This is a genomic window from Mitsuokella sp. AF21-1AC (assembly GCF_003458855.1).
Lineage (GTDB): Bacteria > Bacillota > Negativicutes > Selenomonadales > Selenomonadaceae > Mitsuokella.
On record NZ_QRVW01000001.1, the window covers coordinates 89561 to 115016 of the forward strand.

The window sequence follows — 25456 nt, forward strand, 5'->3', positions numbered from 1 at the left end:
ATATGAATTATCAGGAAGCCATTTCCTATCTGGAAGGGCTGAAGATTTTTGGCATCCGGCTCGGACTCAGCCGCATCACCAGGCTGCTGGAGCTACTGGGGGAGCCGCAGGACCGTTACCGCACGATCCATGTGACGGGAACGAATGGCAAGGGTTCTGTCTCGGCCATGCTCGAAGGCATCCTGCGCCGCAGCGGCATCCATACGGGCTTTTACAGTTCGCCGCATCTTGTCTCCTATACGGAGCGCATCCGCGTGGACGGTCAGGCCATCAGCGAGCAGGAGTTTGCTGACGGCGTGGCGCTCATCCGTGAGAAGGCGGAGCAGATGACGGCGGAAGGCGGTGAGTATCCGACGCAGTTCGAGGTCCTGACGGCCCTGGGCTTTTACTATTTCGCCAAGTGCCAGGTCGAATACGCTGTCATCGAGGTGGGCCTCGGCGGCACGCTCGATTCGACGAATGTCATCACGCCGGAGGTATCGGTCATCACGAATGTCACGTTTGAGCACGCGGATAAGCTGGGCGGTACGCTTGCAAGCATCGCGGAGAACAAGGCGGGCATCATCAAGGAGGGCGTGCCGGTGGTCACGGCGGCCACGGGCGAGCCGCTCGCCATCATCCGCAGCCGGGCTGAGGAAAAGAATGCCGATATCTTCGTGGCCGGTGAGGATTTCTCCTCGCGTTTCCTGTCCTGTGACGGGCGCACGCAGAAGCTGGAATTTACCTCCGAGCTGCTGGGGGTCGACAAGGAGCCGTATGAACTCCATCTGCTGGGTCGCCATCAGGTGGAGAACAGTTCGCTCGCTGTCATGACCTGCACGCTCCTGCACAACATCGATGAACGCATCACGATCACGCATGTCCGCGAGGCCCTGCGCATCGTGAGCTGGCCGGCACGCTTTGAGTTCATCGAGCTTTCCGGGCAGAAGGTCCTCATTGACGGTGCTCATAATCCGGCCGGCATGCGCGTGCTGCGCCAGAGCCTCGATGATATTTTCCCCGCTGAGCAGCGCGTGCTGCTGCTCGGCATCCTGAAGGACAAGGACATCGACACGATGCTCGATATCCTTTTGCGCCCAACGGATACCGTCGTCGTGACCATGCCGCAGTCAGAACGCGCGGACAGCGCGGACGATCTGCTGCGCCGCGTGGCACCGGCCGTCCAGCATGTCGAGTCCTTCGCGGATAACCGCGAGGCCTTGCGGCGTGCCCTGGAACTGGCGAATAAGGAGCGCCTCCTCGTCATTGCGGGGTCTCTGTACCTCGTCGGCGGAGTGCGCCAGATGCTGCTCGCACGAAAGGATTGAGGTCATGGAGGATAATCAGACATCGGTACATATCCGTCAGAAACGCCGGGCCATCATGCGTGAGCGGCGGCGCCGCCGCATCCGGGCGATTGCCTGGTATGGCCTGCTCGCTGAGGTATTCCTGCTGCCGCTTTCGCCGGGCGCGGCGACGGCAGCTCTCCTGATCGCGAGCATCGCGACGGGGCTCCGTCTCTGGAAGGATGAGGAATTCCATTTCCGTCATCTGCCCTTTGACGTGCCGGCTATGCTCTTCGTGGTCATCAGCGCCCTGTCGGTGCTGGCTTCGCCAAACCGGGCGTTCAGTTTCTACAATTACTACAATCTTGTCGGCGTATACGTGCTGACGTATCTTTTAATCGGGCAGAATGTCCGGCAGCCGCAGCAGATGAAAATCATGCTGCGCGTGGCCGGCGTTTCTGCCGTACTGGTCATCCTTTACGGATATTACCAGTTCCTGTTCGGCATCGATATCAGTTCGATGAAATGGGTCGATGGCGACGCCTTCCCGGAACTCCGGAAGCGCGTGTTCTCGACCTGGGAGAACCCCAACATCCTGGCGGGGTATCTCGATATCGTCATCTGTCTGGCTTTCGGCCTCTTCATGCATGCCGGGGAGCGGAAGATGCGCACGATATTCGGCGTCTTCATGCTGGCGGCTGCGGCCTGCCTGGCCATGACGTATGCGCGCGGTGCCTGCCTGGTCATCGCGGTGATTCTCGCGGGCTACGGCGCTTTGAAGGACCGTCGCGTGCTGCTCGCCTGCGTGGTTGTCGGCGCACTGCTGCTCGCTGCTGATCCGGTGCTCTACGAGCGGCTGACCTCTGTGTTCACGAAGGTCGATACGTCGACGGAGATGCGCCTGGCTTTCTGGGAGAGCACAGTGGCCATGATCCAGGACCATCCCTTCCTCGGCATTGGCTGGGGAGCCTACTGGATGGTTTATCCGGAATACGATTTCTATCTGCAGGGCGCGGATATCCTCATTGTCCATGCGCATAACATCTACCTGAATTACATGGCGGAGATCGGTATTCCCGGCGCAGTGGCGTTCTTCTGGTTCTTCTTCGGCACGATGTTCCTGGCCCTGCACCAGCCGTTCGGCGGCAGGGAGAAGGAGGGGGAGCAGCGCCTGCTGCGCGGTCTGTCCCTCGGCCTGGGGCTTGCCGTCTTGTCGGTGGCGCTCAATGGCCTGACGGATGACCTGCTCTTCAACATCCCGTCGTCGATGGTGCTCTGGATGATTGCCGCTCTGATCGGTGCGCTCTCCTTCCTGAGTCGGCCGGCTGCCGATGAGGAGAAGCAGGCCCTGCCGTTCGGCCTGGATGAGGAGAAGCTGCGTGCCATCGGTACGCGTGTATCCTCTCTGTGGCAGGCGCATGGGCCGTCCACGGAAGAATTTGTGGCGGAAAAAGATGCAAATTCAGAAAATACAACGGCACCTGAAACAAAAACCGAGGCTGCTTCGGAGAAAACCGAGGCACCGCAGGAACAAGCTGGCAAAAAGCCGGCTGACGACGGCCATGTGACCATCTCGGCCGAAGACATTGCCGCCATCATCGAGGAGGCTTCGGTAAAGAAGTCTGACGCGCAGGAAACGGCTGATGCGCAGGACCCGGCTGCGCCGCAGCCCAGCGACACGGCTGACGGCGATGCGGCTGCGCAGGCAGAGGAACAGGCTGCCGAGGACAAAACCGACACAGCCGATAAAGCCGACAAAGCAGCCAAAGACGGTGCAGATGATGCAGATGCTGTGGCTGATGCGGCCGATGCCGAAGAGACAGCCAGTTCACCGGATGCAGAAGAAGCATCAGATGAGCAGGCAGATGCGCCTGAAACGCAAGAGAAGGAGGATGCGCATGAAGGAACAGACAAGCATATCCAAGGCGACCATTGACCGCCTGCCGTTATATTTCCGCACCCTGCGGCTCGTGCAGGACGAGGGGCGGGATATCATTTCTTCCGAGGATCTCGGACGCCGTCTCGGCATCACGCCGGAGCAGATCCGCAAGGATCTCGCTTCCTTCGGCCAGTTCGGCAAGAAGGGCGTCGGGTACTACGTCAATGAGCTCAAGCGCAATGTGGGCGAGATACTGGGCCTCAACAACCATTGGAATATCGCGGTTGTCGGCATCGGTCATCTCGGCGCGGCGCTCGCCAACTACCAGAATTTCGTAACGCTGGGCTTCAATCTCGTGGCCCTTTTCGATCAGGACCCGAATGTCATCGGCACGATCGTCAACCATGTCAAGGTGGAGGATATCCGCAATCTCAAGAGGGTTGTCAAGGAACGCAATATCCAGATCGGCATTATCGCCGTTCCGGCTGCTTTTGCACAGGGCGTGGCCGACCAGCTTGTCGCTGCCGGTGTCAAGGGCATCTGGAATTTTGCCCCCATCAAGATGAAGGTCCCCGAAACGATGCATATCGTCAATGAAGATCTGTCCATCGGGCTCAGCAGCCTTTCGTACCACATTACGAGAAAGTGAATATCGTCACGTACTCACGGACGTGCCGTCAATCAGACTGTATTGACGGCACGTCTTTTTCGTGGTATTCTTAGGCATGAGGCATAATTGATACATAACAATACGATAACCTATGATTATAGACTATCGTTATGATAACCTTGTGTTATAATTTTCTCAAACTCTCGTTTGTGAAGCACGGGGGCGAAGACCATTGTTGTATCGTATCCATGCTTTTACTGTTTTTTTACGAAGGGGAATCCCGATATCGATGGGGGAGGTTTTCTGATGATTGATATTCTCGATCGCGTGCGTAACAAGTCCCTGCAGGAGAAGATTGTGACTGCCGAAGAAGCTGCCGCATTCATCAAACCTGGCATGAATGTTGCGACGAGCGGATTCACAGCTTCTGCTTATCCAAAAGCTGTGCCGATTGCTCTGGCAGAGCGCATGAAGAAAGAACCGTTTACGATTAATCTGTGGACGGGTGCATCGACGGGCCCGGAGCTCGATGATGTCCTGGCTTCCGTACACGGCATCAAGAAACGTCTGCCGTATCAGACGGACAAGGTGCTCCGCAGTGAGATCAACGATGGCTCGGTCGATTATCTCGACCTGCATCTTTCGGAATCGGCTCAGCTGAGCCGCTGCGGCTATCTCGGCAAGATCGATGTAGCCATCGTCGAGGCATGTGCCATCACGGAAGAGGGCAACATCATCCCGACGACGTCTCTCGGCAACGCCGCTTCCTACGTGCAGTCGGCCGATACCGTCATCGTTGAGGTCAACGTATCTCAGCCGCTCGAGCTCGAGGGCATGCACGATGTCTACATCCCGCTCGACCCGCCAAACCGTCTGCCAATCCCAATCGTCAAGGCAGATGACCGCGTCGGCACGCCGTACATCCCGTGCACGCCGGAGAAGATCAAGTACATCGTTCCCTGCGATATCAAGGATCACACGCGTTCCCTGTCGGCCATCGACGAGAACTCCAAGAAGATGTCGGCCTTTACGCTCGACTTCCTGCAGAAGGAGATCGATGCGGGCCGCATGCCGAAGAACCTGCTGCCGCTGCAGTCGGGTGTCGGCAATGTCGCCAATGCCGTCATCGCAGGTTTCGTCGATTCGGACCTCAAGGATCTGACTGTTTACACCGAAGTCATCCAGGACGGCATGCTCGACCTCATCGATGCGGGCAAGCTGAATTTCGCTTCCGGCACGGCCTTCTCGCCGTCGCCTGAGGGCCTGGCACGCTTCTACAAAGATGTGGCAAAGTACAAGAAATATCTGCTGCTGCGCCCGGAGGAAATCTCCAACAGTCCGGAAGTCGTCCATCGTCTCGGCGTCATCGCCATGAATACGGCCATCGAGGTCGATATCTACGGCAACGTCAACTCGACCCATATCACGGGCACGAAGATGATGAACGGCATCGGCGGCAGCGGCGATTTCGCACGCAATGCTTACCTGACCATCTTCTACACGCCGTCGGTAGCCAAGGATGGCAAGATCTCCTCGGTTGTCCCGTTCTGCTCGCACATCGACCACACGGAACACGATGTCGATATCATCGTCACGGAGCAGGGCATTGCTGACCTGCGCGGCAAGGCTCCGCGCGAGCGTGCGCTTGAGATCATCAACAACTGTGCTCATCCGGATTACCGTCCACAGCTGCTCGATTACTTCCAGCGTGCAGATGCCGCCACGAAGCACAATCATACGCCGCATATCCTCGAGGAAGCATTCTCGTTCCACGAGAAATTCCTGAAGGACGGCACGATGAAATAAGCCATCAATCTCAAGATACATTTACATAGAGAATGACTGGAATGAAGTCAGGAGGATTTCCACTATGAGCAATGAAAAAATCCAGGCTGAGCTTGAAAAATACAAAGCCAGCGTCGAAAAAGCAATCGCCCGCTTCCCGGAGCGTCCGCATCTTCCGGAGCAGCGCCTCTATACGCCGCTCGACATCAAGGATGAGGACTATGCAGAGGAACTCAGCTTCCCAGGCGTTTATCCGTATACGCGCGGCGTACAGCCGACGATGTACCGCGGCCGCTTCTGGACGATGCGCATGTACGCAGGTTTCTCGACGGCTGAGGAATCCAACAAGCGCTACCGCATGCTGATTGAGAATGGCGCCACGGGCCTTTCCTGCGCCTTCGACCTGCCGACGCAGATCGGTTACGATTCCACGGACCCGATTGCAGAGGGCGAGGTCGGCAAGGTCGGTGTTGCCATCGATTCGCTGGCTGATATGGAGACGCTGTTCGACAAGATCGATCTGGGCAAGGTTTCCACGTCCATGACGATCAATGCACCGGCTTCGGTCCTGCTCGCCATGTACATCGCTGTTGCTGAGAAGCAGGGTGTTCCGGCTGACCAGCTGCGCGGCACGATTCAGAACGATATCCTCAAGGAGTATTCGGCCCGCGGCACGTACATCTTCCCGCCGCGTCCGTCGATGCGTCTGATCACGAATATCTTTGAATATTGCTCGAAATACGTACCGAAATGGAATACAATCTCCATTTCCGGCTACCATATCCGTGAGGCTGGTTCGACGGCTGCACAGGAAATCGCCTTCACGATTGCCGATGGTATCGCTTACTGCGAGGCAGCTCTCAAGGCTGGCCTGCACATCGACGATTTCGCCGGCCGTCTGTCCTTCTTCTGGAATGCACACAACAATGTGCTGGAAGAAGTTGCGAAGTTCCGTGCGTCCCGCCGTATCTGGGCCAAGGTCATGAAAGAGCGCTTCCATGCTCAGAAGGACAAGTCCATGAAGCTGCGCTTCCATACTCAGACGGCTGGTTCCATGCTGACGGCTCAGCAGCCGAACAACAACATCGTCCGCGTTGCTCTGCAGACGGCCGCTGCTGTTATGGGCGGCACGCAGTCCCTGCACACGAACTCCCGCGATGAAGCACTTGCTCTGCCGACGCAGGAATCCGTCACGATCGCTCTGCGCACGCAGCAGATCGTCGCTTACGAAAGCGGCCTGGCCGATGTCATCGATCCGCTGGCTGGCTCCTACTATGTCGAGGCCATGACGAACAAGATCGAGGCTGAGGCTTGGGACTACATTAAGAAGATTGACGAGATGGGCGGCGCCGTTGCTGCCATCGAGAAGGGCTACATCCAGAAGGAAATCCAGGACAGCGCTTACAAGTGGCAGATGGACGTTGAGTCCGGTGCCCGCACGATTGTCGGCGTCAACAAGTTCCAGATGGAAAACGAAGAACCTCCAAAAGACCTGCTGAAGGTTGATGAAGCTGTCGGCGAGCGCCAGAAGGCCAAAGTCGAGGCCATGAAGGCAAAACGCGACAACGAAGCAGTCAAGGCTGCACTGGCTGACCTCAAGGCTGCCTGCGAGGACGAGCATGAAAACCTCATGCCGCATATCCTGGCTGCTGTCAAGACGTATGCAACCCTCGGCGAGATCTGCAACGTCATGCGTGAAGTATTCGGTGAATACGAGGCACATGTCAGCCTTTAAGCTGTCATCTGCCGCAGGAATCTTGCGTACACGTATCGCCTTGTGCGATAGTTTGGAGGAATCGAAATGGAAAAGAAAATCAGAGTATTAGTTGCAAAACCGGGCCTTGACGGCCATGACCGCGGTGCAAAGGTCGTTGCCCGCGCGCTGCGTGATGCTGGCTTCGAGGTCATCTATACGGGCCTGCGCCAGACGCCGGAACAGATTGCTGAAGCTGCCCTGCAGGAAGATGTCAACGTCATTGCGATGAGCATCCTCTCCGGTGCACACGGCCATCTCTTCCCGAAAGTCGTCGACCTCGTCCGCAAGGAAGGCATGAACGATGTCCTGATCATCGGCGGCGGCGTCATTCCTGAGGCTGATATCCCGGCCCTCAAGGAAGCCGGCATTGCCGAGGTCTTCACGCCGGGCACGCCGACGGGCGACGTTGTCAACTTCATCAAAGAACATGTAAAAGCGTAAGCATAAGTGTTGGGAGCCTGGGGCCGATGGGAATCTTGGCCCCTTGCTGCCAGCACTATTTTATTGCAGCCATCTGTAAACGACAGGCGTTTGGATGGTTGACGATTGAATCATGAGAAAGGTGGTGAGGTCTTGGATATAGCAAAGGAGCTTTTGGCGGGCAACCGTCTGGCGCTTTCCCGTGCCATCACGGCCATCGAGAATGAATACGAGGAAGCGACGGATATCATGAAGGAGATCTATCCGCACACGGGCCATGCTTATGTCCTGGGCATTACCGGCCCTCCTGGTGCCGGCAAGAGCACATTGACCGATAAGATTGCCAGGGCGTATCGCTCACAGGGCAAGACGGTGGGTATCATCGCCGTGGATCCGACGAGCCCGTTCACGGGCGGTGCCATTCTCGGCGACCGCATCCGCATGAACGGCCTGACGCTTGATGCGGGTGTATTCATCCGCAGCATGGGCACGCGCGGCAGCCTCGGCGGACTGTCCCATAAGACGGCCGATGCCGTCAAGGCCATGGATGCCTTCGGCAAGGATATCATCATCGTCGAGACGGTCGGTGTCGGCCAGTCCGAGGTCGATATCGTCAAGGCCGCTGATACGACGGTAGTCGTGCTGATCCCCGGCATGGGCGATGACATTCAGGCCATCAAGGCCGGTATCCTCGAAATCGGCGACGTGTTCTGCGTCAACAAGGCCGATCACGACGGAGCCGACAAGCTCGTGCGTGAGCTCAACATGATGCTCGATCTCGATGCGAATACCATGATGACTTCGGATGAGACGAAGAAGGCCCTGCAGGATCAGTTCCATCATCTGTCGGCCGCCATCATGGCACCGACGACGGGCTGGCGTCCGTCCATCGACAAAGTGGTCGCCAATCAGAATGAGGGCATTGATGTACTGCTTGAAAGCATCCACAAGCATCGCGTCCATATCGAAGGCGACGGCGAACTTTCCTGGCGCCGCACGAAGCGCACGCGCGATGAAATGCTCGATATCCTCGAGAGCAGTATCGGACGCTACGTCAAGAACAAGATTGTCGCGACGGGCAGGCTTGATGGCTACGTCGAGAAGATCAAGCATCATGAGACAGACCCGTACTCCGTAGTCGGGGAGCTGCTTCAGGAAATGCTGAAATAACGAGAGTTTAGTGATTTTGGAGGAGGAAACCATTATGTTCAAGGTTTTAGGTGTCGACCATATCGGTATTGCTGTCACGGATCTCAAGGAAGTCGGTGCATTCTGGACGGAAGCACTTGGCCTGCCGGCCAACGGCGAAGAGACGGTTGCGGAGCAGAAGGTCACGACGGGCTTCTTCCCGACGCCGAATGGCAGCGAGATCGAGCTGCTGGCTGCTACGGATGAGGAATCCCCAATCGCGAAATTCATCGAGAAGAACAAGGGACGCGGCGGCATTCAGCACATCGCTCTGCGCGTCGATGACCTCGAGGCTGCTCTGGCAGATCTCAAGGAGAAGGGCGTACGCCTTATCGATGAGAAGCCGCGCAAGGGTGCAGGCGGTGCCAAGATCGCATTTGTTCATCCGAAAGCTTCCCACGGCGTCCTCCTCGAGCTCTGCCAGCGCGACTAAGTTTTATCACTTGGTGATAAATCCTTGCATTTTTCACGTAAATCGTGCAAAATAGAACTTGCAAGAACAAAGCGATATGCTTTACATTAGGAGGTATATAATGGCTACTGTTCAGGAAAAAATTGACCTGATGAATGCGAAAAAAGCACACATCAGATTGGGTGGCGGTCAGGCTCGCATTGACAAGCAGCATCAAAAGGGCAAACTGACGGCTCGTGAACGCATCAACATGCTGTTCGATGAGGGCACGTTTGTTGAACTCGATATGTTCATGAAGCATCGCTGCACGAACTTCGGCATGGAGAAAAAGGAAATGCCTGGTGAAGGTGTTGTCACGGGCTACGGCACGATCGACGGACGCCTCGTCTATGCTTATGCACAGGACTTCACGGTTTCGGGCGGTTCGCTCGGCGAGAAGCACGCGCATAAGATCTGGAAAGTCCAGGATCTGGCTCTCAAGATGGGCGCACCCTGCATCGGCATCAACGATTCCGGCGGTGCCCGCATCCAGGAAGCAGTCGATGCCCTCTCGGGCTTTGGCGGCATTTTCTACCGCAATACGGCTTCTTCGGGCGTCATCCCGCAGATCTCCGTCATCATGGGACCGTGCGCCGGCGGTGCTGTTTACAGCCCGGCCATCACAGATTTCATCTACATGGTCAAGAACACGAGCCAGATGTTCATCACGGGCCCGGCCGTCATCAAATCCGTTACGGCTGAGGAAGTCACGGCAGAGCAGCTCGGCGGTGCGATGACGCACAACACGAGAAGCGGTGTCGCTCACTTCGCGGCAGAGAACGAAGAGGACTGCATCAAGCAGATCCGTTACCTGCTGTCCTTCCTGCCGAGCAACAACATGGAAGATGCACCGGTCGTCGAGACGGGTGATGATCCGGACCGCCAGGATGAGAGCCTCAACACCATCATCCCGGACAATCCGAACATGCCGTACGATATGAAGGATGTCATCCGTTCGCTCGTCGATAACGGTGAATTCTACGAAGTGCATGAGCATTTCGCCACGAACATCATCTGCTGCTTCGCACGCTTCGACGGCCGCAGCGTTGGTATCATCGCCAACCAGCCGAACGTCATGGCCGGCTGCCTCGATGTCGATGCATCCGATAAGGCGGCACGCTTCATCCGCTTCTGCGATGCCTTCAACATCCCGCTCGTCAACCTCGTCGATGTACCGGGCTTCCTGCCGGGTGTCGATCAGGAGCACAACGGCATCATCCGCCACGGCGCCAAGATGCTCTACGCGTACAGCGAGGCGACGGTGCCGAAGGTCACGGTCATCACGCGCAAGGCATACGGCGGCTCCTACATCGCCATGTGCTGCCGCGAGCTCGGTGCTGATCAGGTCATGGCATGGCCGACGGCTGAGATCGCTGTCATGGGTCCGGCTGGTGCAGCCAACATCATCTTCCGCAAGGATCCGGACAAGGAAGCAAAGACGAAGGAATACGTCGAGAACTTTGCTACGCCGTACGTTGCGGCTGAGCGCGGCTACGTCGATATGGTCATCGAGCCGAAGGAGACGCGCCCCTGCATCATCACGGCCCTCAACGCCCTTGCCAGCAAGCGTGAGGTCGGCCCTGCCAAGAAGCACGGCAATATTCCGCTTTGATTGAGGGGTGAGCAACTTGAAAATTGATGCAAAAGAGGTCAGCCCGGAAGTCGTTGCTGCGATTTCGGCTGCTGTCCAGATGATGACCGGCAATCGTGTCATCGCCGTCCGCATCAAGCGCACGAGCAACGCCTGGGCCCTGGCTGCCCGCGGCGGCCGCCGCTGAAGCTGATGCGTCATCCATGATGGATTACAGATAACTTGGAGGAAAGTTCAATGAAAAAGTTCAATATCACGGTAAATGGCACGTCCTATGAAGTAGAAGTAGAAGAAGTAAAGGCTGCTCCGGCTGCTGCTCCGAAAGCAGCTGCACCGAAGGCTGCTCCGGCTCCGAAAGCTCCGGCTGCACCGGCTGCACCGGCCAAGGCTGCTGTCGCTGCCGGCGCTGGTGAGCATTCCATCGATGCTCCGATGCCGGGCAAGATCGTCAAGCTCGTCGCTCAGGAAGGCCAGGCTGTCAAGGCCGGCGATGTCCTGCTGATCCTCGAGGCCATGAAGATGCAGAATGAGATCACGGCTGACACGGACGGCACGGTCAAGACGTTCAACGTCACGGCTGGCCAGAGCGTCAAGGTTCACGATTCTCTCGTCATCCTCGGCTGATCGCTATAGCATGGGGCTGCCGCATCGGGCAAATACCGGGTGCCGGCAGCCCTTTTTCGTATCCATTTATACAAGTCATTCACATAAGGAGGCTTATCATGGCGACACGTTTGACTGAACTTCTGGGGATCCGCTATCCCATCATCCAGGGCGGCATGGCCTGGATCTCGGATGCAGGCCTGGCTGCGGCCGTATCGAATGCGGGCGGTGCCGGCATCATCTCGACGGGCGGACGCACAACGGAATATACGGAGCAGGAGATTCGCCGCTGCCGGACGCTCACGGACAAGCCGTTTGGCGTCAATGTCATGCTCATGGCTCCGAACAAAGAGGAGATTGTCGAGGTCATCTGCCGGGAGAAGCCGGCTTTCGTGACCCTCGGTGCCGGCAACCCCGTGCCGTATTTTGATAAACTGCACGAAGCGGGTGTCAAGGTCATTCCCGTGGTGCCGAATCTGCGCCTGGCAAAGCGCGTCGAGGCGAAGGGGGCTGACGCAATCGTCGTCGAGGGCATGGAGGCCGGCGGCCACATCGGCACGCTCTGCACGCTGCCGCTCATGACGCAGGTCATCCCCGAAATGCATATCCCCGTCATCATGGCGGGCGGCTTTGCCGATGGCCGCGGCCTGGCTGCGGCGCTCTTGATGGGCGCAGCGGGCGTGCAGATGGGCACGCGCTTCCTCGTGGCGCAGGAATGCCCCGCACATCCGAATATGAAGCAGAAACTGCTCGAGGCGACGGATACCGACAGCATCGTGACGGGCCTGACCATCGGCGGCGCCGTGCGCGGCCTGCGCAATCTTTTCGCGGAGCATTTTGTCGAGCTGGAGCTCGCCGGAGAAACGGATAAGGATACGCTCCTCAAGATGGCCACGGGCACGAACCGGCTGGCAGCCGTCGACGGCGATGTGGAGCACGGCATGATGCAGGCCGGTCAGAGCCTGACACCGCTCACCGCCATTGAGCCGGCGGCCGTGATCATCGAGCGGATCATCCGGCAGGCACGCGAAACGCTTGACAAAGCTGCTACAATAAAAATATAATTGAGATGGAATTTCAAGAGCGCAGGCAAGAGCATTGCCGGCGCTCCTCTTTTACAAAAGAAGGGAGAATTTTTTTGAAACGAATCATGAGCCTGGTCCTCTGCCTGCTGCTCGTCGTCCTCGTGGCGGGCTGCGGCAGCACGAAGCAGGGGGGCAGCGACAAGAAGGCGTTCCGCATTGTCACGTCGTTCTATCCGATGTATATCGATGTCATCAACATCACGAAGGGCGTGGATGGCGTCGAGGTCGTCAACATGACGAAGCCGCAGACGGGCTGCCTGCACGATTACCAGCTGACGACGGAAGACATGAAGACGCTTGAGAAGGCCGATGCTTTCGTCGTCAACGGCGCCGGCATGGAGAGCTTCCTCGACAAGGTCGTCAAGCAGCAGAAGAATCTCAAGATCATCGATGCCTCGAAGTCAGATGAGATTAACCTGCTCAAGGATGGCGATGAGGAGAATCCGCATGTCTGGCTCAGCGTGACGTACAGCATTGAGCAGGTCAAGGCCATCACGAGCCAGCTCTGCGAGGCAGACCCGGCACATGCTGATGCTTACCGTAAGAATGCGCTCGATTACGTGACAAAGCTCGACAAGCTGCGCACGCAGATGCACGAGGAGCTCGACAACCTGCCGCACAAGGATATCGTGACGTTCCACGAGGCTTTCCCGTACCTGGCCAAGGAATTCAAGCTCAACGTGGTCAGCGTGATTGAGCGCGAGCCGGGGACGGAGCCGACGCCTCAGGAACTTGAGGAAACCATCCGCCAGGTGAATGCGCTGCCGGTCAAGGTGCTCTTTACGGAGCCGCAGTATTCGCCGTCAGCGGCGAAGACGATTGCCGCTGAGACGGGCGCAAAGGTCTATCAGCTTGATCCCGTGGTGACGGGAGAGGCGAACGAGCAGGCGATGGATGCCTATATCGATGCGATGAAGAAGAATATGGAAGTCCTCAAAGAGGCACTCCAGTAAGGATTTCAGCCGCATGAGCAGAGTGTTGCTCATGCGGCTTTTTTCACGCATGTATTTTCTACTTGCAGAAAGTCAAAAAATCAAATATAATATAGGAAACTAATAGTCAAATAGTCAATTGCAAGTGAAGGTGATTATCGTGAGTAATATTGCAGATTTGATTGAAGCGTATATCTTGCGTCAGCTTGCGACGAAGCAGGACGGCAAGGTGGAGCTGCGGCGCACGGATATCGCGGACGAGATTTCCTGTGCTCCGTCCCAGATCAGTTATGTGCTGTCCACGCGCTTCACGCCGGCAAAGGGCTTTGTCGTAGAGTCGCGCCGCGGTCTCGGCGGCTATATCCGCATCGTGCAGGTGCCTCTGAAGAATCTCGTCTATCAGGATATGATAGAGAAGATTAAGGAGGATACGGATTACCAGACGGTGCAGTCGATGGTCCGGTATCTTCTGCAGCACGAGATGATCACGAACCGCGAGGCAGCGCTGATGATGCAGGTCGTGACGTCGGTGTATCAGTCGGAGGGCATGTCTGCCAAGGAGCGCGTTCATCTGCTCAAGGCCATGCTGATGACGGTGGAGAATTTTTCGTAGATCGCGATTTCCCGTAGGATATCGTAGCAGAGAGAATACCTGGTAAAGGGGGAACGCATGATGTTATGCGATGATTGCGGCCGTAACCGGGCCGTTGTCCATATTACGCAGATCGGCCCGAATGGCCGTGTCGAGAAGAATCTTTGTGAGGAATGCGCGGCGAATTACAGCGAATTCCTCGTGGAACCGCAGCGCAGGAAGAACGTATCGATGAATGACTTCCTCAAGGGCGTTTTCAGCGCCGATACGGGCGCCGCGGAGCGCACAAAGGAACAGGTGACGGAACTGGTCTGCCCGAACTGTGGCATGAGTTACCGCGATTTCCAGCAGACGGGCAAGATCGGCTGCAGCGTCTGTTACAGTACGTTCCGCCGTCAGCTGGAGCCGCTGCTGCGCCGCATTCACGGCTCGAGCACGCACAGCGGCAAGATCCCGCACCGCAGCGGCGGCCGCCTCGAGAAGAAACATGAGATCGAGACGCTGCGCCGGGCGCTCAAGGAGTGCGTCGCGCAGGAAGAGTATGAGAAAGCCGCAGAGCTGCGCGACCGCGTGCGGCTGCTCGAGAAGGAACTGGAGGAGAAGGAAGGGGGCCGTGCCGATGTCCGTTAATACGCTTTTGCGCGACAGCAGCCTTTCCTGGCTGGCCGCTGAGGGCAGGGAGAGCGATGTCGTGCTCGCAAGCCGGATCCGCTTGGCCCGCAACTTCCGTCAGGTGCCGTTCCCGAACCGGGCGGATTTCAACCAGCTCGCCGAGGTGCGCCTGCAGGTCGAGAAGATCCTGCCGGGCATTGCCGCGGATCTGCAGCAGGATTTTGATTTGCTCGATATGGAGCGCCTGAGTCCGCTGCAGCGCGATGTGCTCGTGGAGAAGCAGCTCATCAGCAACAACTTCATCCAGAATCCGCAGCATCGCGTGGCGTTCATCACCGAAGACTGCCGCACGAGCATCATGATCAATGAGGAGGATCACCTGCGCATCCAGTGCATGGCGCCGGGGCTCGACCTCGATACGCCGTTTGCCAAGGCCTCGCATATCGATGATATGATTGAAGACAAGCTCGATATTGCCTTTGATGAGAAGATGGGCTATTTGACCTCGTGCCCGACGAACCTCGGCACGGGTCTGCGCGCGTCAGTGCTGCTGCATCTGCCGGGACTCGTCTTCACGCACAATATCGAGAGTATCGTCAACATCTCGCCGCAGCTTGGCCTGGCCATCCGCAGCGTGTACGGTGACGAGAAAGAACGTTTCGGCAATCTGTTCCAGATTTCCAATCAGCTGACGCTGGGCTTCTCGGAGAATGAGATCATCGAGAACCTCAAGACGGCTGTCATGGAGATCGTTTCCCATGAGCGCCAGGCGCGCAAGGCCCTGGCCCTCTACATGAAGGAACGCCTCGAAGATGAGGTATGGCGTGCCTATGGCACGCTGCGCTACGCGCGCCTGCTGTCGGAACAGGAGGTCTTGGAACTCTTATCGAAGGTGCGCCTTGGCATCGATCTCAAGCTCATCAACGAGGTCGCGGCCGATTGCTTCGCCGAGATCCTCATCAGCAGCCGCACGAGCTACCTGCAGAATGTTGCAGAGAATGAGAATTTATCCAAACATGAAATAGACAGGCTGCGGGCCAATCATGTGCGCCAGGCACTTCTGGCACATGCCCGCGGCCAGGAGGCTCCAAAATGAATTATCGCAATCATTTTACCAGCCGTGCCATCAAGGCCATCGAATTCGCGCAGTACGTGTCGCGCAATCTCGAACAGGACTACATCGGCACGGAGCATATCCTGCTGGGCCTCCTGCATGAGGAGGGCAGCGTGGCCTATGAGGCGCTGTCAGCAGTCGGACTGAACTTCGACACCGTCATGCAGAGGGTAGAGGCAATGGTGTCCGGCGAGACGGATTATCCGTCGGACAATCCCTACTATACGCCGCGGGCCAAGCGCGTCATGGAAGGGGCCGTCGAGGAGGCACAGAGCCTTCGCCATAATTACATCGGCACGGAACATATCCTGCTGGCCCTGCTCGAGGAAACGGAGGGAGCGGCGACGGAACTCCTCATCAGCCTGGGCGTGGATTTCGACGCCCTGCAGGATGAGGTGCTGGCGCGCATCGACAGCCCGCATCCTGAAGGCGACGGCGAGGCCTCAGCCGGCCGCGGTGAGGCGCGCGGCCGCACGCATCAGCCGATGATGGTGGAGCGCTTCGGCCGCAACCTCAACGATGTGGCCAAAGAGGGCCATATGGACCCCGTCATCGGCCGCGACAAGGAAATCCAGCGCGTCGTTCAGATTCTTTCGCGTCGCACGAAGAACAATCCCATCCTCATCGGCGAGCCGGGCGTCGGCAAGACGGCCATCGCTGAGGGGCTGGCGCAGCGCATTGTGGAAGGCACCGTCCCGTACATGCTGCGCGACAAGAAAGTCATCTCGCTCTCGATGGCTTCGCTCGTGGCTGGTGCCAAGTATCGTGGTGAGTTTGAGGAACGCCTCAAGGGGCTCATCGACGAGATCCGTAAGGATGGCAGCATCATCCTGTTCATCGATGAGATGCACACGCTCATCGGCGCCGGTGCGGCGGAGGGCGCACTCGATGCGGCCAATATCCTGAAGCCGGCGCTCTCGCGCGGCGAGATTCAGATCATCGGTGCAACGACGCTTGACGAATACAAGAAGCATCTGGAAAAGGATGCAGCCCTTTCCAGAAGGTTCCAGACCATCATGGTCGAGGAGCCCGATGAGGAAGATGCCAAGAAGATTTTGTATGGCCTGCGTCCCAAGTATGAGGATTTCCACCGTGCGCATATCGAGGACGAGGCCATTGATGCGGCCGTGCGCCTTTCGCAGCGGTACATCACGGACCGCTTTCTGCCGGATAAGGCCATCGACCTTATGGATGAAGCCGCTTCCAAGGTCCGCATGAAGCAGGTGGCTCAGCCGGATCACCTGAAGGACGTGCGTGCCAGACTCGACAAGCTGCAGAGTGATAAAGAGGCAGCCATTGCCGCGCAGGATTACGAGCGCGCGGCGAAGCTTCGCGACAAGGCCCAACTTGTGAAAGATGAGCTTGATGAAGCCAAGCGCAAGCTCGAGAAACGCGGCACGAGCCGCATTGTCGTGCGGGCTGACGACATTGCCGATGTCGTGGCGCAGTGGACGGGCGTGCCCGTCAGGCAGATTGCGGCCAAGGAATCCGACCGGCTGCTGCATATGGAGAAGATCCTTGCGCGCCGCGTCGTCGGCCAGCAGGAAGCGGTGGAAGCCGTTTCCAAGGCGGTGCGCCGCGCGCGGGCGGGGCTCAAGGATCCGAAGCGTCCCATCGGCTCGTTCCTGTTCCTCGGACCGACGGGCGTCGGCAAGACGGAGCTTGCCAAGGCGCTGTCGGAAGCCCTGTTCGGCACGGAAGATGCCATCATCCGCTTCGATATGTCCGAGTACATGGAAAAGTATGCAGTTTCCCGCATGGTCGGTGCGCCTCCGGGCTACGTGGGCTATGAGGAAGGCGGTCAGCTCACGGATGCCGTGCGCCGCAAGCCGTATTCCATTATCCTGCTCGACGAGATCGAGAAGGCGCATCCCGATGTCTTCAACATCCTGCTGCAGGTCCTCGACGATGGCCGCCTGACGGATGGCAAGGGCAGGACCGTGGATTTCCGCAATACGGTCATCATCATGACGAGCAATGCGGGCGCCGATCTCCTGCGCCGCACGGGCGGTTCACTTGGCTTTGCCGTAGGCGGCGACGACGGAGACAACGGAGAAGAAGCCGGGAGAAAACGCGTGCTGCAGTCCATCCGCCATGTGTTCAAACCGGAATTCCTCAACCGCATCGATGAGCTCATCGTCTTCCATCCACTCGGCCGCGCCGAGCTCGAGCGCATCGTGGATATCCTGCTGCGGGATGTCCGCAAGCGCCTGCAGGAACGTGACATCCGCCTCGACATCAGCCCGGCGGCCAAGAACAAACTCGTGGAACAGGGCACGGATTTCAAATACGGTGCCCGTCCCCTGAAGCGGGCCATCCAGAAGCTCGTCGAGGACCGCATCGCCGAGCGGCTGCTCGCACGCGAATTCCGTTCCGGCGATACCATCCTCGTGCGCAAGAGCGGCGATGAGCTGACGTTTGCGCGCAGGGAGGACAAGGATGAAACGGACGAAAAAGCGGCTCAGCCGGCAGGGGGCGTCCATGCCAAGGAATAAGCTGCTGCCGGAAGGATATGGGGCAAGGTTCTGGAACTTCTGCCAGAATCTCATCTGGGCGGTCGTCTGGCTCGGCCGCTGGACCATCCGCCTCGTGCGGAAGTTGCTGACAAGAGAGAAGTGAGGTGTCGCGATTGCCCAAGAAAAAGAAGACCGTCTATGTCTGCCAGGAATGCGGGTACGATACGCCGAAGTGGCTCGGCCGCTGTCCGGGCTGTGGTGCCTGGAATACCATGGTCGAGGAAACGGTGACGCCGGAACCGGCGTCGGGAGGCCTGCGCCTCGGGCTCTCCGATGCGCGCAAGCCACAGCCGATTGCCGAGGTTCGCATTGAGGATCTGCCGCGCTTTGCGACGGGCTCGGGCGAACTTGACCGCGTGCTCGGCGGCGGCGTCATTCCGGGCTCCATGGTGCTCATCGTCGGCGATCCCGGCGTCGGCAAATCGAGTCTGACGCTGCGCGTCTGTGCCGAGGTGGCGCGGGGCGGCCGCAAGGTGCTTTACGTGACCGGTGAGGAGAGCACGCGGCAGGTGCGCATGCGGGCCGACCGTCTGCACGCGCTGGCGGATTCCCTGCTCGTCGTCAGCGAGACGAATCTCGAGACGATTGAGCAGCACATCCTTGCCGAAAAGCCGAAGCTTCTGGTCATCGATTCCATCCAGACCATATTCAAGCCCGATGTGCAGAGTGCGCCGGGCTCCGTCTCCCAGGTGCGCGAATGCTCCGTCGATTTATTGCGCATTGCCAAGACGAATGGCATCGCGGCGTTTATCATCGGCCATGTCACGAAGGATGGCACGCTCGCGGGACCGCGCGTCCTCGAGCATATCGTCGATACGGTGCTCTACTTCGAGGGGGAGCGCAATGCGGAGTATCGTGTGCTGCGCGCGGTCAAGAACCGCTTTGGCAGCACGAACGAGCTCGGTCTGTTCGAGATGCGCGATGTGGGGCTCGTCGATGTACCCGATGCTTCGAAACTCTTTTTGTCGGACCGCGAGCAGGACTCCGGCACGGTCATCGTGCCGACCGTCGAGGGCACGCGGCCGCTGCTCGTGGAGCTTCAGGCCCTCGTGGCGCCCACGCCGTATGTGCCGCCGCGCCGCACGGCTGATTCCGTCGACGTCAAGAGGATCCAGCTTCTGCTGGCCGTGCTCGAGAAGCGCGTCCATCTTTCAATCGGCGCCTGCGATGTTTACGTCAAGGTGGCCGGCGGCATCCGCATCGATGAGCCGGCGGCTGATCTCGGCCTCTGCGTGGCCATGGCTTCGAGCTTTGCCAACCGGCTGCTGCGGCCCAAGACCATCGTCTTCGGCGAGGTCGGGCTCTCCGGCGAAGTCCGGGCTGTCAGCCAGGCGGACCTGCGCATCCATGAAGCCAAACGCCTGGGCTTCCAGCACGTCGTCCTGCCTATGAAGAATTACCGCCAGCTTAAGGATACGATTGAAGGGATTTCGCTCTATGGGGCGGAAACCATCGGCGATGCGCTGCGCCTGGCCATGCCGAAGGCATAGACAGGACGCCGTGACGTGTTATAATAGAATCATCCGCAGAAAACCTTCCTCGGCTGGGGAAGGTTTTTCTTGTGAAGAAAAAAACGACTTCTGGGAGGGTATGATATGCCTCGATTATGTGATAGGGCGGGCTGCGTCAGGCGGGCCGGCCTGCTCGTCTTTTTCCTGTTGTTCCTGTTGCTGCCGGCCTCGCTGGCGCAGGCGGAAGAGCCTGAGGTTACGGCGGATGCGGCCATCCTCATCGATGCGCAGACGGGCCGCGTGCTCTGGTCGAAGCATGGTGAGGAGCGCCATTATCCGGCCAGCATGACGAAGATGATGACCTGCATTCTGGGCATGAACAGCCTGACGCCCGACAGCCTCGTGAAGATTTCGCCGCTCGCGGCGCAGACCGAGGATACGCCGCTGCAAATCGCAGCGGGCGATACGATGCGCTTTGAGGAAATCCTGCGCGGCATGATGATGGCATCGGACAACGGGGCGGCGGTGGCCATTGCGGAAGCAGCGGACGGCAGCGTCCCCGACTTTGTCGCGCGCATGAATGAAAAAGCGGCGGAGCTCGGCATGACCGGCACGCATTTCGCGAATCCGAACGGGTTGACGGATGAAGACCACTATTCGACGCCTCACGATATGGCACGGCTGGCACAGTATGCCATGCGGAATCCCGTGTTCCGCGATATCGTGCGCCAGCAGCAGCGCACGATCCGCTGGGAAGAGCCTGCAGGCAAGCAGCTGCTCGTGGAGAACACGAATGAGCTCCTGGGCCGCTATGAGGGCATCACGGGCATCAAGACGGGCTGGACGAAGGCGGCCGGCGGCTGCCTGGCCGCTTCGGCGGAACGCGGCGATGTCAGGCTCATCGCCGTGGTCATGCATGCGGCGAGCGAAGAGGACCGCTTCAAGGATATGCGGCGCATCCTGGATTACGGCTTTGCTGAGACGACTATGGCTGCCGGGCCGACGGCCTCCGCATGCAAGCGTCACGTCTGGGTCAAGGGCGGCGTTCATTCGCGGACCAAGGTGGTTCCGGCGGGGGATATCTATTATCCGCTGCTGCCGGGAGAATCTGCCGAGCATTATACGATTTCGTATGACCTGCCGAAGGTCATTGCCGCGCCCATCGAGCCCGGCGAAGCCGTCGGCAAACTCATCCTGTCATACGACGGGCAGCCGGTCGGCAGCGTCGACCTCATCGCCAATCCGGTGGAGCCGGGATTCTCGCTCGGTTCCTGGCTCGTGGGCGTCTTCGAGGGCGTGCTGACGTGGCTTTGATGCCTGTTTCCTGCGCCTGGCATGCGGTTGACAGTGGCAAGACGATTATATTATAATGTCCCTATGCGGATGTGGCGGAATTGGCAGACGCGCTGGATTTAGGATCCAGTGCCGCAAGGCGTATGGGTTCAAGCCCCTTCATCCGCACCAGAGCAAAGTTCGGGGTTGTCACACGGAGGAAACTCGGTGGGGGCAGCCCCGTTTTATTATGAAAGGATTTCCATTACCATGAATATCTTGCACGGCCTGCGCCGGCTCTCGTCCTTCCAGCTCATCGTGCTGAGCTTCCTGCTGCTCATTGCCATGGGCACCATGCTGCTCATGACGCCGCTGGCGACGAGCGACGGGCGCGGTACTAGCTTCCTGTCGGCCTCCTTCACTGCCGTTTCGGCTTCGTGCGTGACGGGACTGACCGTGGAGGATACGGCTTCCTACTGGTCGTTCTTCGGCCAGCTCGTCATCCTCATCCTCATACAGATTGGCGGCCTTGGCGTCGTGACCATGGCCGTGGCCGTCACGATGGCCTCGGGGCAGCGCGTGGGCCTCATGCAGCGCCATACGATGCAGGAGGCGCTCTCCGCGCAGCAGCTCGGCGGCATCGTCCGCCTCCTGCGCTTCATCCTCAAATTTACGATTGGGGTGGAGTTTCTCGGAGCCTGCCTGCTCGCGCCGGTCTTTATCCGCGATTATGGCTGGCAGCACGGTATCTGGATGGCGTTCTTTCACGCCATCTCGGCCTTCTGCAACGCGGGCTTTGATCTTCTGGGGAGCCGCGGCGGCGGTTCCCTGATGGCCTATGCCGCTGATCCTCTGGTCAATCTGACGATCATGGGGCTCATCGTGGCCGGTGGCCTGGGCTTTCTGACCTGGGCTGATCTCATCACGCACCGCCATCACGTCAGTCACTGGACGTTCCAGACGCGCATCATCATGATCATGACGGCTGTGCTCATTTTCCTGCCGGCCCTTTTCTTCTTCACGCAGGAGCTGGCGGGCACGGATGCCTTCACGCGGTTCTGGCAGGCACTGTTTCAATCCGTCACGCCGCGCACGGCCGGCTTCAATACGATGAACATCGAGGATCTGAGCGAGGCCGGGCGCTGCCTGATGGTGCTCCTGATGCTGACGGGCGGCGCCCCAGGGTCGACCGCAGGCGGCATCAAGGTCACGACGGCCTTCACGCTCTTCATGGCCATGATTTCGGCCCTGACGATGAAGCGCGATGTCGAATGCCTGTCGAGGCGCATGCCGATGGAGGCGCTGCAGCATGCGCTGGCCATCTTCATGATGTACTTGTTCCTGTTCATGGGCATCAGCATCTTCATCAGTGTCTTTGACCATGCAACCATGATTGACTGCATGCTGGAAACGTCATCGGCCATCGGCACGGTCGGCCTTTCCATCGGCCTGACGGAGAAATTGTCGCCGCTGTCTCAGGGGCTCTTGATGTTCCTGATGTATTTCGGACGCGTCGGCGCCCTGACCATGATTTACGCCCTGCACAGCAGGAAGAGCGCGGCGCGGCGCCGCCTGCCAGAGGGCAAGATTACCATCGGCTGACGATGGCAGTGAGGTGTAAAAAATGAAATCCATATTACTGATCGGGCTTGGCCGCTATGGCCGCCACGTGGCCCGCAAGCTGCATGCCATGCATCACGAGATTTTGGCCATCGACAAAAACGAGGACCTCGTCAATCAGGTGCTGGCTTATACGAACAATGCCCTGATTGCCGACACGACCGACAGGCATTTTCTTGAGTCGCTCGGCGTCAGCAATTTCGATACGTGCATCGTAGCAATCGGCGACGATTTCCAGAGTTCTCTGGAGACGACACTGCAGCTGCGAGAGCTCGGTGCGCGCTATATCGTAGCCCGTGCGTCAAGCAGCATCCATGAGCGCTTCCTGCGCCGCAACGGTGCCGATGAGGTCGTCTATCCGGAGAAGCAGCTGGCTCTCTGGACGGCCATCCGCTACGGCTCCAACCACTTGCTCGATTACTTCGAGCTTAGTCCCGGCTATGCGGTCTACGAGATCTCGATGCCGGCCGTTTGGGCGGGACACACCATCGGGGAGCTCGATATCCGCCGCAATTACCATGTCAATGTGCTCGGCATCAAGGTTGGGGGCAGCCTGACGGTGGAGATCACGCCTCAGACGATGCTGCGGGCGGAGGATTCCATCCTGGTCCTCGGCAAGCAGGAGGACATGGAGCGTTTCGTGAAATTCTGAGCATCGCGCAAAGACGCTGTATCCGGTGCTGCCGGCAGGAAAATCGGCCCGCCTGTTGAATACCTGTAGAAAAGGAGTGTTGCAGTTTGAAGACCAAAAAATTATTTGAAGAGAATGTCATGCTGCAGTCCTGTGAGGCAACGGTGCAGGCTTGTGAGCCAGCCAAAGACGGCTACCGGATTGTCCTGGATCAGACGGTCTTTTTCCCGGAGGGCGGCGGACAGCTCAGCGACCGCGGCGTGCTCAGGAACGGCAGAGATGCCATCGAGGTCCTGCATGCTTCGGAACGGGACGGCGTCATTTATCATAAGACGAAGCAGCCGCTTGCTGCAGGCATGCTCGTGACCTGTCAGCTCAACTGGCAGGAACGCTTTGATCACATGCAGCAGCACTGCGGGGAACACATGCTGTCCTATGCGTTCTGGAAGCTCTACGGGGCGGATAATGTGGGCTTCCACATGCACCCTGACATGGTTTCCATCGATATCAGCCGCGAGGTGGATTATGAGGAGGCCATGGCAGCTGAAGCCATGACGAATCAGGCCATCGAGGAAGACCGGCCCATCCATGTGGAGCTCGTGCCCGCAGAACATGCGGCCAAGCGGCCGCTGCGCAAATTCAACGACAAGCTCAAGGGGCTCCTGCGCATCGTTTCCGTCGAGGGCAACGATTCCTGCACCTGCTGCGGCACGCATCCGCCGACGACCGGCATGGTGGGGCTCGTCAAGGTCCTCAAGGTGGAGCGCCATAAGGGCGGTTCGCGCATCAGTTTCCTCTGTGGCCGCGAGGCCCTGCAGAAGATGGATGTCTGGATGCGGGCGGCACAGGACGTTTCCAATCGTCTCTCGGTCAAGGAAGAAGAGATCGCTGCGGGGGTCGAGCGCCTCGAGGAAGAAAAGAAGGCACTCGGCGCGCAGGTCACAGCCCTTACGGACCGGCTGCTCGACTACGAGCTGCGCGAGATGGACGCCAAGCCGGTATTTGATCAGGCGGGCCATCGCAAGCTCGTCTTTATCCGCGAGGATCTGACGCCGTCACAGGCCAAGGCCCTTGCCAAGAAAGCACTCGAACGGGAGCATGCCGTGGTGGCCGTCTTCTACCGGAACGGCGCGCGCATCAATTACATCCTGTCTGCCGCGTCAGATGATGTGAACTGCCAGCAGAAGCTCAAGGAAGTCAACGACCGCTTCAAGGGACGCGGCGGCGGACGGCCGGATGCCTGCCAGGGCAGCGCCGCCTGTGTTGAGGGCTGGCAGCAGATGGCAGCGGACCTTGCCGCCGCCTGGTAAGAACTGTTTTGGAATACTGTCGGAAAAGAGGAAGATTTTCATGAAGTTGTTGCTGGATTGTGCCGATATGGCAGAAATCAAAGAGGCATACGGGATATTCCCGCTCGATGGTGTGACGACGAATCCGAGTATCCTCGCGCGCACGGGCAGGCCGCCGTATGAGGTACTCGGCGAGATCCGGGATTTCATCGGTTCGGAAGCAGAGCTGCACGTGCAGGTCGTGTCCGAAGATGCCGCCGGCATGATTAAGGAAGCCGACCGCATCGGCGATGAACTCGGTTCCTCGACGTACGTCAAGATTCCAGTGACGTCCGAGGGGCTGCGCGCGATGAAGAAGCTCCACAAGGACGGCGTGCGCATCACGGGCACGGCCGTCTACACGGCGATGCAGGCCTTTCTCGCGGCGAAGGCCGGTGCTTCCTATGTGGCGCCGTATGTCAACCGCATCGATAATCTGGGCTCCGATGGCATCGTGACCGCCCGGAATATCCAGACCATCCTCACGCAGAACGACTGCCATGCCGAGATCCTGGCGGCCAGTTTCAAGAATGCCCAGCAGGTGCTCGCACTCTGCACCTGCGGCATCGGCGCGGCTACGCTCGCGCCCTCCGTGCTCAAAAGCCTCGTGCAGCTCGATGCCGTCACGATGGCAGTCAAGACCTTCCGCACGGATTTTGAGACGCTCTGCGGCCAGGGCAGGGATATGAGCAATATCTGATTTTGCCAGATATGCAAAAATACGTTGTGTCCGTACAGGACGGGACAGGGGGAAT

At 58.7% G+C, this 25456-nt stretch carries 23 protein-coding genes, 1 tRNA gene and 1 pseudogene; all 25 read left to right on the forward strand.

Features of this window, described 5'->3' with window-relative positions; genetic code table 11:
* Window positions 1-2 precede the first annotated feature (2 nt).
* The 25 genes and pseudogenes from DWX75_RS00445 to DWX75_RS00560 all read left to right on the forward strand — a co-directional run bounded on the left by DWX75_RS00445 (window position 3) and on the right by DWX75_RS00560 (window position 25401).
* Window positions 3-1307, forward strand: a complete 1305-nt coding sequence (locus DWX75_RS00445) for a folylpolyglutamate synthase/dihydrofolate synthase family protein (protein WP_118013830.1) — start codon at window positions 3-5, stop codon at window positions 1305-1307.
* Between the two features lie 55 nt (window positions 1308-1362).
* Window positions 1363-2613, forward strand: a pseudogene (locus DWX75_RS12165) (O-antigen ligase family protein); the annotation flags it as partial.
* Between the two features lie 550 nt (window positions 2614-3163).
* Window positions 3164-3793, forward strand: a complete 630-nt coding sequence (locus DWX75_RS00455; RefSeq protein WP_233519412.1) for a redox-sensing transcriptional repressor Rex — start codon at window positions 3164-3166, stop codon at window positions 3791-3793.
* A 267-nt stretch (window positions 3794-4060) separates the two neighbouring features.
* Window positions 4061-5560, forward strand: coding sequence for an acetyl-CoA hydrolase/transferase family protein (locus DWX75_RS00460; RefSeq protein WP_118013833.1), 1500 nt, complete (start codon window positions 4061-4063; stop codon window positions 5558-5560).
* Window positions 5561-5624: 64 nt separating this feature from the next.
* Window positions 5625-7274 (forward strand): methylmalonyl-CoA mutase, encoded by a 1650-nt coding sequence (locus DWX75_RS00465; RefSeq protein WP_118013835.1) that lies wholly within the window; start codon window positions 5625-5627, stop codon window positions 7272-7274.
* A 66-nt stretch (window positions 7275-7340) separates the two neighbouring features.
* Window positions 7341-7736, forward strand: coding sequence for a cobalamin B12-binding domain-containing protein (locus tag DWX75_RS00470; RefSeq protein WP_118013837.1), 396 nt, complete (start codon window positions 7341-7343; stop codon window positions 7734-7736).
* Window positions 7737-7868: 132 nt separating this feature from the next.
* Entirely contained in the window at window positions 7869-8885 is a 1017-nt protein-coding gene (gene meaB / locus DWX75_RS00475) for a methylmalonyl Co-A mutase-associated GTPase MeaB (RefSeq protein WP_118013839.1), read from the forward strand.
* Between the two features lie 34 nt (window positions 8886-8919).
* Window positions 8920-9336 carry a methylmalonyl-CoA epimerase gene (gene mce, locus DWX75_RS00480; protein ID WP_118013841.1) on the forward strand — a complete coding sequence of 139 codons (417 nt, stop codon included), beginning with the start codon at window positions 8920-8922 and terminating at the stop codon, window positions 9334-9336.
* Window positions 9337-9436: 100 nt separating this feature from the next.
* Window positions 9437-10966: an acyl-CoA carboxylase subunit beta gene (locus DWX75_RS00485; protein WP_118013843.1), complete on the forward strand. Its 1530-nt coding sequence runs from the start codon at window positions 9437-9439 to the stop codon at window positions 10964-10966.
* A gap of 16 nt (window positions 10967-10982) precedes the next feature.
* Window positions 10983-11132, forward strand: a complete 150-nt coding sequence (locus DWX75_RS00490) for a methylmalonyl-CoA carboxyltransferase (RefSeq protein WP_199497476.1) — start codon at window positions 10983-10985, stop codon at window positions 11130-11132.
* A gap of 50 nt (window positions 11133-11182) precedes the next feature.
* Complete coding sequence (locus DWX75_RS00495) at window positions 11183-11569, forward strand: biotin/lipoyl-containing protein (protein WP_118013845.1); 387 nt, start codon at window positions 11183-11185, stop codon at window positions 11567-11569.
* Window positions 11570-11667: 98 nt separating this feature from the next.
* Entirely contained in the window at window positions 11668-12612 is a 945-nt protein-coding gene (locus tag DWX75_RS00500) for a nitronate monooxygenase (RefSeq protein ID WP_118013847.1), read from the forward strand.
* Between the two features lie 86 nt (window positions 12613-12698).
* On the forward strand, window positions 12699-13586 hold the full coding sequence (locus DWX75_RS00505) for a metal ABC transporter substrate-binding protein (protein ID WP_118013850.1): 888 nt from the start codon (window positions 12699-12701) through the stop codon (window positions 13584-13586).
* Between the two features lie 139 nt (window positions 13587-13725).
* The gene (locus tag DWX75_RS00510; protein WP_118014021.1) at window positions 13726-14178 is read left to right on the forward strand and encodes a CtsR family transcriptional regulator; all 453 of its coding nucleotides are present in this window, start codon (window positions 13726-13728) and stop codon (window positions 14176-14178) included.
* 60 nt (window positions 14179-14238) lie between these two features.
* On the forward strand, window positions 14239-14787 hold the full coding sequence (locus tag DWX75_RS00515) for a UvrB/UvrC motif-containing protein (RefSeq protein WP_118013852.1): 549 nt from the start codon (window positions 14239-14241) through the stop codon (window positions 14785-14787).
* Complete coding sequence (locus tag DWX75_RS00520; protein WP_118013854.1) at window positions 14777-15865, forward strand: protein arginine kinase; 1089 nt, start codon at window positions 14777-14779, stop codon at window positions 15863-15865. The genes DWX75_RS00515 and DWX75_RS00520 overlap by 11 nt, the downstream gene beginning before the upstream one ends.
* Complete coding sequence (locus DWX75_RS00525; RefSeq protein WP_118013856.1) at window positions 15862-18378, forward strand: ATP-dependent Clp protease ATP-binding subunit; 2517 nt, start codon at window positions 15862-15864, stop codon at window positions 18376-18378. Before DWX75_RS00520 ends, DWX75_RS00525 begins: the two co-directional genes overlap by 4 nt.
* On the forward strand, window positions 18365-18502 hold the full coding sequence (locus tag DWX75_RS12035; protein ID WP_158558740.1) for a hypothetical protein: 138 nt from the start codon (window positions 18365-18367) through the stop codon (window positions 18500-18502). The genes DWX75_RS00525 and DWX75_RS12035 overlap by 14 nt, the downstream gene beginning before the upstream one ends.
* A gap of 10 nt (window positions 18503-18512) precedes the next feature.
* A complete protein-coding gene (radA, locus tag DWX75_RS00530; protein WP_118013858.1) occupies window positions 18513-19889 on the forward strand; it encodes a DNA repair protein RadA in 1377 nt (458 codons plus the stop codon).
* A 105-nt stretch (window positions 19890-19994) separates the two neighbouring features.
* Window positions 19995-21164, forward strand: coding sequence for a D-alanyl-D-alanine carboxypeptidase family protein (locus DWX75_RS00535; RefSeq protein ID WP_118013860.1), 1170 nt, complete (start codon window positions 19995-19997; stop codon window positions 21162-21164).
* 65 nt (window positions 21165-21229) lie between these two features.
* Window positions 21230-21314 (forward strand) — tRNA-Leu (locus tag DWX75_RS00540).
* A gap of 78 nt (window positions 21315-21392) precedes the next feature.
* Window positions 21393-22724, forward strand: a complete 1332-nt coding sequence (locus DWX75_RS00545) for a TrkH family potassium uptake protein (protein ID WP_118013862.1) — start codon at window positions 21393-21395, stop codon at window positions 22722-22724.
* Window positions 22725-22746: 22 nt separating this feature from the next.
* Window positions 22747-23394, forward strand: a complete 648-nt coding sequence (locus DWX75_RS00550; RefSeq protein WP_118013864.1) for a TrkA family potassium uptake protein — start codon at window positions 22747-22749, stop codon at window positions 23392-23394.
* 86 nt (window positions 23395-23480) lie between these two features.
* Entirely contained in the window at window positions 23481-24683 is a 1203-nt protein-coding gene (locus DWX75_RS00555; RefSeq protein WP_118013866.1) for an alanine--tRNA ligase-related protein, read from the forward strand.
* Between the two features lie 40 nt (window positions 24684-24723).
* The gene (locus DWX75_RS00560) at window positions 24724-25401 is read left to right on the forward strand and encodes a transaldolase family protein (protein WP_118013868.1); all 678 of its coding nucleotides are present in this window, start codon (window positions 24724-24726) and stop codon (window positions 25399-25401) included.
* Window positions 25402-25456 lie beyond the last annotated feature (55 nt).

What these genes read in the sequence shown, in the direction of transcription:
- DWX75_RS00445 (WP_118013830.1), top strand. Translation starts at nt 3, where the DNA reads ATGAATTATCAGGAAGCCATTTCCTATCTGGAAGGGCTGAAGATTTTT.
- DWX75_RS00455 (WP_233519412.1), top strand. Translation starts at nt 3,164, where the DNA reads ATGAAGGAACAGACAAGCATATCCAAGGCGACCATTGACCGCCTGCCG.
- DWX75_RS00460 (WP_118013833.1), top strand. Translation starts at nt 4,061, where the DNA reads ATGATTGATATTCTCGATCGCGTGCGTAACAAGTCCCTGCAGGAGAAG.
- DWX75_RS00465 (WP_118013835.1), top strand. Translation starts at nt 5,625, where the DNA reads ATGAGCAATGAAAAAATCCAGGCTGAGCTTGAAAAATACAAAGCCAGC.
- DWX75_RS00470 (WP_118013837.1), top strand. Translation starts at nt 7,341, where the DNA reads ATGGAAAAGAAAATCAGAGTATTAGTTGCAAAACCGGGCCTTGACGGC.
- mce (WP_118013841.1), top strand. Translation starts at nt 8,920, where the DNA reads ATGTTCAAGGTTTTAGGTGTCGACCATATCGGTATTGCTGTCACGGAT.
- DWX75_RS00485 (WP_118013843.1), top strand. Translation starts at nt 9,437, where the DNA reads ATGGCTACTGTTCAGGAAAAAATTGACCTGATGAATGCGAAAAAAGCA.
- DWX75_RS00495 (WP_118013845.1), top strand. Translation starts at nt 11,183, where the DNA reads ATGAAAAAGTTCAATATCACGGTAAATGGCACGTCCTATGAAGTAGAA.
- DWX75_RS00500 (WP_118013847.1), top strand. Translation starts at nt 11,668, where the DNA reads ATGGCGACACGTTTGACTGAACTTCTGGGGATCCGCTATCCCATCATC.
- DWX75_RS00505 (WP_118013850.1), top strand. Translation starts at nt 12,699, where the DNA reads ATGAGCCTGGTCCTCTGCCTGCTGCTCGTCGTCCTCGTGGCGGGCTGC.
- DWX75_RS00515 (WP_118013852.1), top strand. Translation starts at nt 14,239, where the DNA reads ATGTTATGCGATGATTGCGGCCGTAACCGGGCCGTTGTCCATATTACG.
- DWX75_RS00520 (WP_118013854.1), top strand. Translation starts at nt 14,777, where the DNA reads ATGTCCGTTAATACGCTTTTGCGCGACAGCAGCCTTTCCTGGCTGGCC.
- DWX75_RS00525 (WP_118013856.1), top strand. Translation starts at nt 15,862, where the DNA reads ATGAATTATCGCAATCATTTTACCAGCCGTGCCATCAAGGCCATCGAA.
- DWX75_RS12035 (WP_158558740.1), top strand. Translation starts at nt 18,365, where the DNA reads ATGCCAAGGAATAAGCTGCTGCCGGAAGGATATGGGGCAAGGTTCTGG.
- DWX75_RS00535 (WP_118013860.1), top strand. Translation starts at nt 19,995, where the DNA reads ATGCCTCGATTATGTGATAGGGCGGGCTGCGTCAGGCGGGCCGGCCTG.
- DWX75_RS00545 (WP_118013862.1), top strand. Translation starts at nt 21,393, where the DNA reads ATGAATATCTTGCACGGCCTGCGCCGGCTCTCGTCCTTCCAGCTCATC.
- DWX75_RS00550 (WP_118013864.1), top strand. Translation starts at nt 22,747, where the DNA reads ATGAAATCCATATTACTGATCGGGCTTGGCCGCTATGGCCGCCACGTG.
- DWX75_RS00560 (WP_118013868.1), top strand. Translation starts at nt 24,724, where the DNA reads ATGAAGTTGTTGCTGGATTGTGCCGATATGGCAGAAATCAAAGAGGCA.